12 protein-coding genes are annotated in these 12,708 nt (G+C 72.9%); 6 read left to right on the plus strand and 6 right to left on the minus strand.

Annotated features, from left to right (window positions below; all coding sequences use genetic code 11):
- Positions 1–327: 327 nt before the first annotated feature.
- The 3 genes from Asi02nite_RS12160 to Asi02nite_RS12170 form a co-directional block, all read right to left on the minus strand.
- The gene (locus Asi02nite_RS12160; RefSeq protein WP_203712586.1) at positions 328–3,210 is read right to left on the minus strand and encodes a hypothetical protein; all 2,883 of its coding nucleotides are present in this window, start codon (positions 3,208–3,210) and stop codon (positions 328–330) included.
- A 70-nt stretch (positions 3,211–3,280) separates the two neighbouring features.
- Positions 3,281–3,574, minus strand: coding sequence for a type II toxin-antitoxin system PemK/MazF family toxin (locus Asi02nite_RS12165; RefSeq protein ID WP_203712587.1), 294 nt, complete (start codon positions 3,572–3,574; stop codon positions 3,281–3,283).
- Complete coding sequence (locus Asi02nite_RS12170) at positions 3,564–3,821, minus strand: hypothetical protein (RefSeq protein WP_203712589.1); 258 nt, start codon at positions 3,819–3,821, stop codon at positions 3,564–3,566. The genes Asi02nite_RS12165 and Asi02nite_RS12170 overlap by 11 nt, the downstream gene beginning before the upstream one ends.
- Before the next feature lie 141 nt (positions 3,822–3,962).
- Between Asi02nite_RS12170 and Asi02nite_RS12175 the strand changes: the two genes are divergently transcribed.
- From Asi02nite_RS12175 to glmM, 4 genes are all read left to right on the plus strand, one after another.
- Positions 3,963–5,030 carry a uroporphyrinogen-III synthase gene (locus Asi02nite_RS12175; protein WP_203712591.1) on the plus strand — a complete coding sequence of 356 codons (1,068 nt, stop codon included), beginning with the start codon at positions 3,963–3,965 and terminating at the stop codon, positions 5,028–5,030.
- Positions 5,031–5,318: 288 nt separating this feature from the next.
- Positions 5,319–5,762 carry a 50S ribosomal protein L13 gene (gene rplM / locus Asi02nite_RS12180; RefSeq protein ID WP_203712593.1) on the plus strand — a complete coding sequence of 148 codons (444 nt, stop codon included), beginning with the start codon at positions 5,319–5,321 and terminating at the stop codon, positions 5,760–5,762.
- A 23-nt stretch (positions 5,763–5,785) separates the two neighbouring features.
- Positions 5,786–6,271, plus strand: a complete 486-nt coding sequence (gene rpsI / locus Asi02nite_RS12185) for a 30S ribosomal protein S9 (RefSeq protein ID WP_203712595.1) — start codon at positions 5,786–5,788, stop codon at positions 6,269–6,271.
- A 103-nt stretch (positions 6,272–6,374) separates the two neighbouring features.
- Positions 6,375–7,727: a phosphoglucosamine mutase gene (glmM, locus tag Asi02nite_RS12190; RefSeq protein ID WP_203712597.1), complete on the plus strand. Its 1,353-nt coding sequence runs from the start codon at positions 6,375–6,377 to the stop codon at positions 7,725–7,727.
- A 2-nt stretch (positions 7,728–7,729) separates the two neighbouring features.
- Here the strand turns inward: glmM and Asi02nite_RS12195 are convergent, their stop codons facing one another.
- Complete coding sequence (locus Asi02nite_RS12195; RefSeq protein ID WP_275410314.1) at positions 7,730–8,899, minus strand: pyridoxal phosphate-dependent aminotransferase; 1,170 nt, start codon at positions 8,897–8,899, stop codon at positions 7,730–7,732.
- Positions 8,896–9,651 (minus strand): TetR/AcrR family transcriptional regulator, encoded by a 756-nt coding sequence (locus tag Asi02nite_RS12200; protein ID WP_203712599.1) that lies wholly within the window; start codon positions 9,649–9,651, stop codon positions 8,896–8,898. Before Asi02nite_RS12200 ends, Asi02nite_RS12195 begins: the two co-directional genes overlap by 4 nt.
- Before the next feature lie 67 nt (positions 9,652–9,718).
- On the opposite strand from Asi02nite_RS12200, the gene Asi02nite_RS12205 reads away from it, so the two are divergent.
- The gene (locus Asi02nite_RS12205; protein ID WP_203712601.1) at positions 9,719–10,642 is read left to right on the plus strand and encodes an ATP-binding cassette domain-containing protein; all 924 of its coding nucleotides are present in this window, start codon (positions 9,719–9,721) and stop codon (positions 10,640–10,642) included.
- The gene (locus tag Asi02nite_RS12210) at positions 10,639–11,403 is read left to right on the plus strand and encodes an ABC transporter permease (RefSeq protein WP_203712603.1); all 765 of its coding nucleotides are present in this window, start codon (positions 10,639–10,641) and stop codon (positions 11,401–11,403) included. The genes Asi02nite_RS12205 and Asi02nite_RS12210 overlap by 4 nt, the downstream gene beginning before the upstream one ends.
- A gap of 9 nt (positions 11,404–11,412) precedes the next feature.
- On the opposite strand, the gene Asi02nite_RS12215 is transcribed toward Asi02nite_RS12210, so the two are convergent.
- Positions 11,413–12,483 (minus strand): MmpS family transport accessory protein, encoded by a 1,071-nt coding sequence (locus Asi02nite_RS12215; RefSeq protein WP_203712605.1) that lies wholly within the window; start codon positions 12,481–12,483, stop codon positions 11,413–11,415.
- Positions 12,484–12,708 lie beyond the last annotated feature (225 nt).

Genomic DNA, 12,708 nt, shown 5'->3' on the forward strand with positions numbered 1-12,708 from the left:
CTGCAGTGCGTGCGCGCGGACGTGCGTGCCTCCGCGGCCCGTGCCGGCTCCGCGTCGTGTCGGGCGTTGTGGTCCGTGCCGCACGGCGGTCCGCGCGGGGTGCTGCAGTGCGTGCGCGCGGACGTGCGTGCCTCCGCGGCCCGTGCCGGCTCCGCGTCGTGCCGGGCGCTGTGGTCCGTGCTCGGCACGTGGCCAGCGCCGGGCATCACCCTCCCGATCCCGGCGCCCGAGTGTTCGCGAGAGCCATTCGCCACCGCCGGCCGTGGCGCGGTCTGCGGGTGGCAGGGTGCTACGCCATCCGGGCCGCGCGGTGTCGCGTGGTCGCGGCTACTCGTCCTTGCCGCGGCCCGTCGGGCGCAGGCTGCGGCGCGGTGCGTCGTCGCGGCGGCGTTCGTTGACCGGCTCGGGGGCGCCTAGGCCGGCGACCCAGTCCACGTACTCTTCGTCGCGTTCCTCGATCGGCTTTTCGCTCTTGCCGCGCCGGCCCTTGGTCGGCTCCGGCTTGTCGCCTGGCTCGTCTCGGGTCTCGGTGGTATCCGAGTTGTTCCGGCTGCGCCGGAACAGGCCGCGGGAGGGTGCCCGCTCCGTCGTCGCCTCGGTGTCTTCCGAACTCGGCGTGTCGGCGTCCGGCGCTTCGCTCGCCTTGGTGTCGGCCCCCGCCGAGGCCGCGGGGCGGATGCCCCGCGTCGGTGGCACCGGGTCGTCGATGTCCCAGCTGCCGGCGTCGCTGTCAACCGCCGCGCGGGGGCGCTTGGGCTGGTCGCCGGCCGAGTCGACGCTGCGTAGGTGGCGTTCGGCTCGTCCCGGCCTGCGCTCCTTGGCCGGTCGGTCCGACGGGCCAGCGGCCGCGGCCGAATCGTCGGTGGCCGGGTCCGCGCTGCCCCCCGGCCGGTTGCGGTTGGACCACGATGCTGCGGGTGCTTGGTCGGCGCCGGTCGCGGCGGAAGGCCGCCCACGGTCCGACCAGGACGTCGCGGTTGCGGCGCTGTCGCCCGCGGCGCTGGTGGGCCGCGCGCGGTCGGACCAAGACGTTGGCGCAGCGCTGTCGTCCTCGCCGGGGTTAGGCCGTGCGCGGTCTGACCAGGACGTTGCGGTGGCGGCGCTATCGCCCGCGGCGGTGGTGGGCCGTGTGCGGTCGGACCAGGAGGCCGGGGCCGTCCGGTCGTCGGTCGGCGAGCGGTCACCGTCACCACGACGGTCGCCATCGCGGTCGGTGGCTGGGGAGTCGTCGCCGAAGCGGTTGCTGACCAGGCCGCCGAAGCCGAAGCCGCGCGGGCCCCTTGGAGTCGTGTCGGCCGCTGGCGGGTCGGTGTCGGGTCCGGGGGCCGGCGGCACCTCGACCCAGTCGTCGCCGCCTGCATCCGGCGCCGGCGGGGTCGGTTCGGGGGCCGACTTGTCCTTGCGGCGGAACAGGCCGCGCCGCTTCTGGGGTTTTTCTGGCTGCGGCACCGGCGTCGGCTCCTGCGGGATGCTCGATGTCTCCGCCGCGGGGGCGCCCGGTGTGATCGGTGGTGGCGGTGTCCACGCCGGCGGTGCGAGCCGCCAGTCGGGCATCTCCGGGCCGCTCGCGGCCGGCGCGTCCGAGGCCGCCTTCGGCGACCGGCCGGTCGCGGGCGCGGAGCCCGGACCTCCGGACCAGTCGGATCCGCCGGCCTGGTCGTCGACTGGCGTCGGGTCCAGCCGGAACGACCAGTCGGACCCGGCGGTCCGGTCGCTCGCGGGCGTCGACCGCGACGACCAGTCGGACGCGGCGGCGCCCCCGCGCGACGACCAGGACCGCTCCGGCGTGTCGGTGCGGCCGTCCGGCCCGTCCGACTGGCGAGGCACCTGGCCGGAAGCCGGCGGCTGAGGTCGGATCGAGGTCGGCCGCTGGCCGGCGTCGCCGCCGACACCCGGGCCGGCAGCCGGCACGACCGGCACCGATGCCGACGGGAAGGTCGAGGTCTTGTCGGTCAGCCAGTCGCCCGGGCCCGATGCCGGCTGCCGATCGAACGGGCGGATCGGGGTCGGCTCAGGGCCCGGCGGCGGCGACACGATCTCTGGTTGGCGCAACGGCGCCACCGGCGTCGGTGACGTGAACAGCGAGCCCTCCTCGGGCTGCGGCGCCGCCCGCTCCACATCGCCCAGGTCCCGCGCCCGCCTGGGCCCGGGCACGTCCACCCCGAAGCCCGGCGACGCCCCGCCCAGGGCGCTCGTCGAGTCGTCGTCGCCCCGATCGGACGGCGGCTTGTCGTTGCCCCACGCGTCGAAGTCGCCGGCCCGCGTCGGGGAGGCGTCGTCGGCGCCAGGTCGGGTGCTCGGGAAGATCTCCGCCGTGTGGTCACCGTGGCGCGGTGCCGGCGGGGTCGAGCCGCCCCGGTCACCCGCCGTGAGCTGCCGCGCCACCGCTGCCAGCACCGAGCCCAGACCGCCCGCCGCCACCGCGATCAGCGCACCCCAGTAGGGCGCCGCCTGGTAGCGGTCGGGGTCGTCGCCCGGCCCCGCGATCAGGTAGGCCAGCGCCAGCAGCGCCGGACCGACCACGCCCGAGACCGCCACCGGGATCAGGGGTAGGCCGCGCCAGCGGGCCAGCGCGCCGATGCCCGCGCCCGCCAGCAGGGCGATGGCCGGCATCGCGATCACGGCCAGGCGCTGCGCCAGGCCGTCGCCGAGCCAGGCCGCGTCGAGCACGCCGAGGCGTACCTCGGGTAGTGGGTCCTCCGGGCCCAGCGACGGCGCCACCGAGAGCAGGGCCACCAGCCAGACCACCAGCGTGACGGCCCCCAGGTTGAGGCCCGCCACCCGCTGCGCCAGCACGGCGACCGCGGCGAACACGCCCACCAGCGCACCCAGGGCCGCCGACAGGCCCGCGATGGTCACCGCGTTGCCCGACGCGATGCCCGCGACGCGGGCGGGCAGCATCGCCAGCGGCGCGACGGCCAGCGCGCCGACCCCGCCGGCGACCGACACCGCGACCTGGGCGCCGAGGGTCATCCGCAGGCCGTCGCGGCGGGCCAGCCAGTTGCCGGCCAGGCCGCCGGCCACCGCCGCCAGCATCGCGAACCACGCCACCCAGGCGAGGTGCGCCGTCCACTGCCCGGGCAACTCCGCAAAGTCACGGGCGAACCGCACCACGCCGAGCCCGTAGGCGAAACCGAGCTGGCCAGCACCAGCGAGCAGGCCGACGCCGAGCGCCGCGAGCAGCACCCTGCCCCAGGTCCGATAGGCCATGCGGGCACGGTACGGCGCTGGCTGGCGGACCGCCACCCGCCGATTGGAGACTGTGGATAACTACCCAGTGTCAGAGGTTCTGCAGGATACGCAGGGCGCGCGAGACCCGGAACATCGTGTCACTGTCGGCGACGTCGACCACCTCGGTGAACCACTTCTTCATCGGTGACGACAGCCGGTCGGGCATGACCACATAGGACCCCATCGGCACGGCCAGGGGTGAGTCCCGCAACAGGTCGTTCTCGACCACTTCGGCGACGATCACGATGGGCACGTCGGTGCTGTTGTAGAGGTCCGAGCTGATCACCAGGCCGAGGCGTTCACGGGCGCCGTCGACGCGCCAGATCTCGCCCCTACGCGGCACGCCCGTCGCCTCCGAAGAGGGCTTCGTCGACCATCGCGGCCTCGCGCTCGTCGGCGAGCGCGGCCGCCTCGAGATCGGCACCGGCCCGGCCGACCACCGCGGCGTGCGCCGTGAACACCTCGCGGACCGCCTTCTCGCGCGCGGCCTGGTCCATCCACGCGGAGAGCGACAAGCCGTCGCGGGCCGCGAACCGACGGGCCTCTTCGATGGTCTCGTCGGAGAACGAGAGAGTCACCTTGGCGGTCATACCAAAGACCATACCAAGGGTACGGCGTACGAGACGTCCCACGGCTCTTAGCACTTTCGAAACAAACGGGACGCGACGCCGAAACGGGGCACCGGCACGCTTCGGCACATGTACCAGCGGTCGGCTCGGACAACCGGACCGATGTCGGCGGAGCTGACCGGTTTCACGGTCGGCGTGACACCCTCGGAAGGCCGCGGCCGCGACGCCCTGAGCACGCTGCTGGAACGCCGCGGCGCCCGGGTCGTGCTGGCGCCCGCCCTGCGCATCGTCCCGCTGGCCGACGACACCGCGTTGCGCGCCGCCACCCGCGCCTGCCTGGACCGCCCGCCGGACGTCGTCGTGGCGAACACCTCGATCGGCACCCGCGGCTGGCTGGAGGCCGCCGACGCCTGGGGCCTGGCCGAGCCGCTGCGCGGCGTGCTGGCCCAGGCTTACCTGGTAACCAGGGATCCCCGGGTCCGTGGCGGCGGACCCCTTGTCGAGGAGAGCTACGCCGAGGTCATCGACCATCTCCGCGAGCGGGGCGTACGGGGCCAGGTGGTGGCCATGCAGCTACCCGGCGAACGCCAACCCGAGTGGACCGCCGCGCTGGAGGAGGCCGGCGCCACGGTGATCGAGATCCCGGTCTACCGCTGGGCGCCCCCGCTCGACTCCGCCCCGCTGCACCGCATGGTCGACCTGGTCGCCGGCAGGCTGGTGGACGCCGTCGCCTTCACGAGCGCCCCCGCGGTCAACGCCCTGCTCCGGGCGGCCGGCCCGCGTACCGATGACCTGCTCGCCGCCCTCCGCACCGACGTGCTCGCCGCCTGCGTGGGCCCGGTCACCGCGGCCCCGCTGCGCCGGCACGGGGTGCCGGTGGTCGCCCCGCGCCGGGCCCGGCTGGGCGCCCTGGCCCAGACGATCATCAAGGAGTTGCCGCCCCGGGCCGTCGACGTGCGAATCAAGGGCCATGACCTCACCCTGCGGGGCCACGCCGCGGTGGTCGACGGCGCCCTGCGACCGCTCGCGCCGGGACCGATGGCGGTGCTCCGGGCGCTGGCCGCGGAGCCGGGGCGGGTCTTCTCCCGGACGGCCCTGCTGCGCGCCCTGCCGCGCGGCGCCGACGAGCACGCGGTGGAGATGGCGGTAGCCCGCTTGAGAGCCGGTCTGGGAATCCCTAGAGTGGTGCAGACGGTGGTGAAGAGGGGCTATCGGCTAGCTGTAGACTAGGTTTCGCCCTGCCGCCCAGCGCGGCCTGCGACGGGCCCAGACGCCGTCTGGCGGAGTCCCGAGATCACCCGGATACGACACCGGTATCCGTGCAATCTCGGGCCACCACCAGACAACGTCTGGACTCCGTCTCGGCTCGCACTGGACGACAGGGCGAAACCTCAGCGGCCACGGCCACAACCCCGTTTTGACCCTGCCTGCTCGCAGCAGGTATTGTTGTCTGCTGTTGTGCGCGACGTGTCTTTCTAGGCGTACGACCCCAGACCGACGACGAGACAAGGTAAACCTGTGCGTACGTACAGCCCGAAGCCGGGTGAGATCCAGCGGCAGTGGCACATCATCGACGCGTCCGACGTCGTGCTGGGCCGGTTGGCCACCCACGCGGCCACCTTGCTGCGCGGCAAGCACAAGCCGACCTTCGCCCCCCACGTCGACACCGGTGACTTCGTGGTGATCGTCAACGCTGGCAAGGTCGCGCTGACCGGCAACAAGCGCCAGACGAAGGTCGCCTACCGGCACTCGGGTTACCCGGGTGGTCTCAAGCAGGTCGGCTACGACGAGCTGCTGACCAAGCGCCCCGAGCACGCGATCGAGCTCGCCGTCAAGGGCATGCTCCCGCACAACAAGCTCGGCCGTCAGCTGATCAAGAAGCTGAAGGTGTACGCCGGTGCCGAGCACCCGCACTCCGCGCAGCAGCCGGTGCCGTTCGAGATCAAGCAGATCGCGCAGTGAGCGCGGACGAGGAAGCCACTGAGATGACCGACATCAGCGCCCCCACCCCGGTCGCCGTCGCCGAGGCCGTTGCCGAGGCCACCGCTCCGGCGCCGGCGCCCGCCGCCCGCGGCCCGCGCGGTGACCGCCCGATCCAGACCGTCGGCCGGCGCAAGGAAGCCATCGTCCGGGTGCGCATCGTGCCGGGCAGCGGCAAGATCACCTGCAACGGGCGCGAGCTCGAGGAATACTTCCCCAGCAAGGTCCACCAGCAGCTCATCCGCGAGCCGCTGGTGACCGCCGAGAAGGCCGAGGCCTTCGACGTCATCGCCAACCTCCGTGGCGGTGGCATCACCGGCCAGGCCGGCGCGCTGCGCCTGGCGATCGCCCGCGCGCTGATCGTCAACGACGGCGACGACCGCCCGGCGCTCAAGAAGGCCGGCTTCCTCACCCGTGACGCTCGGGTCAAGGAAAGCAAGAAGTACGGCCTCAAGAAGGCCCGTAAGGCTCCGCAGTACTCCAAGCGTTGATCCACTAACCACACGGCCGGGACGTGTCGTCGCCTATGGGCGATGGCCGCCCGGCCGTTGGCGTTTCCGGACTGGACACTCCCCAACCACAGCGGAGGCTTTCATGGGCCGTCTCTTCGGCACCGACGGGGTACGCGGGAAGGCGAACGCCGACCTCACCCCCGAGCTCGCGCTCGCCGTGGCGGTCGCGGCCGCCCGTACCCTCGCCGAAGTGGACCGGTCCCACCCGCCGCTGGCCGTCGTGGGCCGTGACCCCCGGGCGTCCGGCGAGATGCTCGAGGCAGCCATCGTCGCGGGCCTGACCAGCGCGGGCGCCAACGTCGTGCGGGTTGGTGTGCTGCCGACGCCCGCGGTCGCCTACCTGGTCGCCGAGACCAAGGCCGACTTCGGCGTCATGATCTCGGCCTCGCACAACCCGATGCCCGACAACGGCATCAAGATCTTCGCGGCCGGCGGCCACAAGCTGCCCGACGACATCGAGCACCGGATCGAGGGGGCGATCGAGGCCGGCACCGCAGGCTGGACCCGCCCGACCGGCGCCGGCGTCGGCCGGGTGCACGACCTGCTCGACGGCGCCGACCACTACGTGCAGCACCTGGTCGGCTCGATCAGCCAGCCGCTGGCCGGCCTCAAGGTGGTCGTCGACTGCGCGAACGGCGCGGCCGCCGACATCGCCCCCGTGGTCTACCGCGAGGCGGGCGCCGAGGTCATCGCCATCCACGCCGAGCCGGACGGCCTCAACATCAACGACGGCTGCGGCTCCACCCACCTCGACACCGTGCGCGAGGCGGTGCTGGCCAACGGCGCCGACCTGGGCCTGGCGGTCGACGGCGACGCCGACCGGTGCCTCGCGGTCACCGGAACCGGCGAGGACGTCGACGGCGACCAGATCATGGCGATCCTCGCGCTGGCGATGCGCGAGGCCGGCACGCTGACCAGCGACACGATGGTCACCACGGTGATGAGCAACCTCGGCCTCAAGCTGGCCATGCGCGACGAGGGCGTACGCCTGGTCGAGACCAAGGTCGGCGACCGGTACGTGCTCGACGAGCTGCGCGCCTCGGGGCTGGCCCTGGGTGGCGAGCAGAGCGGTCACATCATCATGCCGGCGTACGCGACCACGGGTGACGGCGTGCTCGCCGGCCTGCACCTGATGGCCCGACTGGCGGCGACCGGGAAGACGCTGGCCGAGCTGGCGTCGGTGGTCACCAAGCTGCCGCAGGTGCTGATCAACGTCCCGGTCGGCGACCGCACCGCGGGTGCGCAGGCGCCGACCGTGCTCGAGGCCGCGGCCGCCGCCGAGGCCGAGCTGGGCGACACCGGCCGGGTGCTGCTCCGCCCGTCCGGCACCGAGCAGCTCGTGCGGGTGATGGTCGAGGCCGCCACGGCCGAGACCGCCCAGGACGTGGCCGAGCGGCTCGCCGCCGTCGTCCGCGCCGCCTCGCCCGCCGCGTAGACCTAGTTCTTCCGCAGGCGGGCGACCGCCTCCTCGAGCACCGCCGGCCGCTTGCAGAACGCGAACCGCACCAGGCGGCGGCCGGCGTCCTCGTGGTCGTAGAACACCTGCGTCGGCACGGCCACGACGCCCGCGCGTTCGGGCAGCGACCGGCAGAACTCGACACCGTCGGTGCCGCCGAGCGGGGTGATGTCGGCGGTGACGAAGTAGGTGCCCTCGGGCACCAGCACGCCGAAGCCGGCGTCGCGCAGCCCCGCCACGAGCAGGTCGCGCTGCGCCTGCAGCCCGGCGCGGAACCCGTCGAAGTAGTCGTCGGGCAGGCCCAGCGCCAGCGCGACCGCCGGCTGGAACGGCGAGCCGTTGACGAACGTCAGGAATTGCTTCACTCGCAGGACGGCCGAGACCAGGGGCCGTGGCCCGCTGGCCCAGCCGATCTTCCAGCCTGTACACGAGAAGGTCTTGCCCGCCGAGGAGATCCGCAGCGTGCGCTCGCGCATGCCGGGCAGCGTGGCCAGCGGCACGTGTGGCGTCGCGGCGTCCGTGAACACCAGGTGCTCGTACACCTCGTCGGTCACCGCGTAGACGTCGTGCGCCTGGCACAGCTCGGCGACCAGGGCCAGTTCTGCACGCGTGAAGACCGTGCCGGTCGGGTTGTGTGGGGAGTTGAGCAACACCATTCGGGTACGCGGACCGAACGCGGCGCGCAGCTCGTCGGGGTCGACGGCATAGCGGCCGTCGGCGCCCGGGCGCAGCGTCACGGGCCGGCGCACGGCACCGGCGAGCGCGATCGAAGCCGCGTACGAGTCGTAATAGGGCTCGAAGCAGACCACCTCGTCGCCGGGCTCGCAGAGCGCGAGGATCGCCGCGGCGACCGCCTCGGTCGCGCCCGCGGTGACCAGCACCTCGCCGTCCGGGTCGTAGTCGAGACCCCAGAACCGCTTCTGGTGGGCGCTGATCGCGGCCCGCAGCTCGGGAATGCCGGGCCCGGGCGGGTACTGGTTGCGTCCATCGTGGATCGCGGCCGCGGCAGCGTCGAGCATCTCCTGTGGACCGTCGGTGTCCGGGAAGCCCTGACCCAGGTTGACGGCCCCGGTGCGCACGGCGAGCGCCGACATCTCGGCGAAGATGGTGGTGCCGAACGGGCGCATCCGGGCGACCAGCGGGTCGGTCACTTCTCCTCCTCGTAGGCGGCGACCAGGCGTTCGATGCCGTCGAAAATCATCATGAAGCCGAACCGGACCTCAAGGTCGAACTCCTGGTCGGTGATTCCCGCGTCGGGGCCGTCGAAGACCCCCTCGTCGACCAGCACCGCCAGGTCGGGCAGGCGGTCCTTGTCGACCACCGAGCGGATCAGTTCACCGTAGGTGGGCCGGCCCTCGGCGGGTTCGACGAGATCCTGGTTGATGTCCTGGGTCATCTTGACCTGGCCGCGGATGAAGGTGAGCAGCAGCATCACCACGCCGATCCGGACCTCGCTCGGCAGGTGGGTCGGCCGCAGGCAGGCCAGCGCCCGGTCGAGCCAGGTGAGCTGGCCGGGACCGATCGGTGGGGTCGGACCGATCGGAGCGTGCAGCACCCACGCGTGCGTCTTGTAGAGCCCGACGAGGTCGTACGCCCAGCGCTCCAGGTTGGGTCGCCAGCCGAGCGACTCGTCGGGCTCGGGCGGCGCCAGCTTGAGCGCGCTCATGTCGATCATCAACTGGAGCAACTCGTCCTTGTTGCGGACGTAGCGGTAGAGCGACATCGCCGACTTGCCGAGTCTCTCGGCCACCCGGTTCATCGAGAGCGGCCCGAGCCCCTCGGCGGTGGCGATCTCCATGGCGGCGTCGACGATCTGCTCGATGCTGAGGTTGGGACGCGGCCCGCGCTTGGCGGGTTCGCGGCGTCCCCACAGCACGTCGACTCCGGGTGGCAGGTCAGGCATTGCTTCATCCTAAAACTGCGTATAGCCTAAACTAAATCGTGTAGGGCATAAACAGTTTGGGGGGCGTGTGGACGCGATCCGGGTCCATGGCATCGAGAAGTCGTACGGCAAGCAGCGGGTCCTGACCGGCATCGATCTCACCGTGCCGGCCGGCACGGTCTTCGGCCTGCTCGGACCCAACGGGGCGGGCAAGACCACGCTCGTCCGGATTCTCGCGACGCTGGTCCAGCCCGATGCGGGGCGGGCCGAGGTGGCGGGGCACGACGTGGTCTCGGCCGCCTTCTCGGTGCGCGAGAAGATCAGCCTGACGGGGCAGTACGCGGCGGTCGACGAGTTGCAGACCGGCTACGAGAACCTGGTCATGGTCGGCCGGCTGCGCCGGCTCGGGCGGGCGGCGGCGAAGCGGCGGGCGACCGAGTTGCTGGAGCGGATCGACCTCGTCGACGCCGGGCGCAAGCTGGTCAAGACCTACTCGGGTGGCATGCGGCGCCGGCTCGACGTCGCGATGAGCCTGGTCACCGAGCCGCCGGTGATCTTCCTGGACGAGCCGACGACCGGGCTCGACCCGCGGAGCCGGCAGCAGATGTGGACGTTCGTCCGGGAGCTGGCCGACGCCGGCTCGACGATCTTCCTGACCACGCAGTATCTGGAGGAGGCCGACCAGCTCGCCGACCGGATCATGCTGATCGACCACGGCGTGGCCGTGGCCGACGGCACCGCGGCCGAGCTCAAGGTGCGGGTCGGCGGGGAGCGCGTGGAGCTCGAGTTCGCGTCGTTGGCCGACCGGGCCGCCGCCGTGCTCGACCTCGGCGCCGCGGTCACGGCCTTCGGCGAGCTCTCGCTGACGGTGTCCACCGACGGCACCGCGGCCGAGGTGCGCGAGCTGCTCGACCGGATGGACAAGATCGGCGCGACCGTCGCCAAGGTCGCCATCCACCGGCCCACCCTCGACGACGTCTTCTTCGCCCTGACCGGAGGTAACCCGCGATGACCAGCGCCTACTGGGCCGTCGACAACTCGCTCGCGATGATCGGCCGCAGCCTGCGCATCTCCGCCCGCAACGTCGAGGCGCTGCTCATGGCGGTCATCCTCCCGATCATGCTCATGCTGATCTTCGTCTACATCTTCGGCGGGGCGATCAACTCCGGCACCGAGTACGTCAACTACGTCGTACCCGGGATCATCATCCTGTGTGCCGGGTTCGGGGCCTCGACCACCGCGGTCAGCGTCACCCACGACATGGTGAGCGGCATGGTCGACCGGGTCCGGTCGATGCCCGTGGTGGGCTCGGCCGTCCTCACCGGACACGTGGTCGCCAGCGTCGCCCGCAACCTCGTCGCGATGGTCATCGTCGTCGGCGTGGGTCTGGCGATCGGCTGGCGTCCCGCGGCCGGGGTCGGTGACTGGTTCGCGGCGACCGGGTTCCTGGCGCTGTTCATGCTGTCGATCTCGTGGCTCGCGGCCTGCCTCGGCCTGCTGGTGCGCAGCGTCGACGCGGCCGGTGGCGCGACCTTCGCCATCACCTTCCTGCCGTACGTGAGCAGCGCGTTCGTGCCCGTCGACACGCTGCCCAGCTGGCTGCGCGGCGTCGCCGAGCACCAGCCGATCACACCGATCGTGGAGACGACCCGGGGCCTGCTGATGGGCACGCCGATCGGGTCGAGCTGGTGGATCGCGCTGCTCTGGTTCGGCGGGATCACCCTGGTCGCGTTCGCCTGGGCGGCGGCGCTGTTCCGCCGCCGCACCGCGTGACGGTCGCGCTCAGTCGAAGATCGTGCCGATGCAGAAGGCGCCGATGAGGCTGCCGTCGTCCGCCGCGGACTCCTTGCCGTCGACGGTGATCCGGCAGCCCAGGCCGTCGTTGTCCCCATTGGACCGGGTGGCGCTGACGGTCAGCAGCAGCGAGCCGGAGGTGCTGGTGAACTGGTGCTTCCACGGCAGGCGCTGGTTCTTGAGCTGCCGGGACTGCCCGGCCAGATCGTCGACGTAGGTGATGTCCGCCCGGCCGCTGCCGGTGATCTCGTAGACGATCGTTTTGCCGGCGATCCCGGGGAGGCCCGGCAGCTCGGTCGGGAACTCCGGGCCTTCGGGCAGCTCGAAGGTCGGGTCCGGGCGCGGGTCTGACTGGCCCGGGTCGTCCTGCGGGTCCGGCAGGGCCGGGTTGGTCGGCTGGGTGACCACCGGGTCGTCGTCGCCGCCGCGGGAGACGAGCAGAACGCCCGCGGTGGCGACGCCGCCGCAGAAGAGCAGGGCGAGCACGACGACCAGGGCGATGATCGGGCCGTTGCTCCGCTTGCGCTTGGGAGCCTGGTCGTAGTTGGGGGCGGCGTTGTACGGGTTGTACGGCGCCGCCGCTCCGTACTGGTTGTAGGGAGCTCCGCCGGAGGTGGGTGGCGGGGTGTAGGGGTTGTACGGGCCGCTCGCGGCGGCCGTCGCTGGCCGGTAGGGGCTGCTGGGCGCGGCGGCCGTCGGGTCCGGGGGAGCGAACGGTGCGTCGGGCGGCATGCCCGCCGGGCGGGCGTACGGGCTGGGGGCGCCGGCCGGCTGGTAGGGATCGGCCACTCCGGGCGGGAGCGGCGACGTCTTGGGGTAGCTCTGGTGGTGCGCTCCGCCGGCGGGAGGGGTGTCGGTGGAGTAGCCGGGCGGGGCGCTAGACGGATAGCCGACCGGGCTGCCGGTGGGCGGGGGCGCACTCGGGTAGACGGGTGCCGAGCCGGGGGTGAAGGTCGGGGTCCCGCCACGTCGGTCACCTGGCGCCGGCGGCAACGGGGCCGTCGGCGCGGGGGAGGCCGGCGGCAGCGGAACCGTCGGCTGGCCGGCCTGGCCGGCCATGGTCGGAGGCCGAGGCCCGAGCGGCGCGGACGGCCCACCGGCGGGCGCCCGGAAGGGCGTGGTCGGCCCGGGCTCACCAGCAGGCGGCGGAGGAGCGCTATCGGCGGTGGCCGGGGGCACGCTGAAGACGGGCGCCGTCGACCCGTCCGCCACGACCGGCGCCGGCGGCGCCGAACTGACCGGCGGGGCCGGCGGCGCCGAGCTGACCGGCGGGGCCGGCGGCGC

It is taken from the genome of Asanoa siamensis, assembly GCF_016862555.1.
In the GTDB taxonomy this organism is placed as follows: Bacteria; Actinomycetota; Actinomycetes; order Mycobacteriales; family Micromonosporaceae; genus Asanoa; species Asanoa siamensis.

Coding starts and splice junctions, on each gene's coding strand:
- Asi02nite_RS12160 (WP_203712586.1), bottom strand. CDS start 3,210: ATGGCCTATCGGACCTGGGGCAGGGTGCTGCTCGCGGCGCTCGGCGTC.
- Asi02nite_RS12170 (WP_203712589.1), bottom strand. CDS start 3,821: ATGACCGCCAAGGTGACTCTCTCGTTCTCCGACGAGACCATCGAAGAG.
- Asi02nite_RS12175 (WP_203712591.1), top strand. CDS start 3,963: ATGTCGGCGGAGCTGACCGGTTTCACGGTCGGCGTGACACCCTCGGAA.
- rpsI (WP_203712595.1), top strand. CDS start 5,786: ATGACCGACATCAGCGCCCCCACCCCGGTCGCCGTCGCCGAGGCCGTT.
- glmM (WP_203712597.1), top strand. CDS start 6,375: ATGGGCCGTCTCTTCGGCACCGACGGGGTACGCGGGAAGGCGAACGCC.
- Asi02nite_RS12200 (WP_203712599.1), bottom strand. CDS start 9,651: ATGCCTGACCTGCCACCCGGAGTCGACGTGCTGTGGGGACGCCGCGAA.
- Asi02nite_RS12210 (WP_203712603.1), top strand. CDS start 10,639: ATGACCAGCGCCTACTGGGCCGTCGACAACTCGCTCGCGATGATCGGC.
- Asi02nite_RS12215 (WP_203712605.1), bottom strand. CDS start 12,483: ATGGCCGGCCAGGCCGGCCAGCCGACGGTTCCGCTGCCGCCGGCCTCC.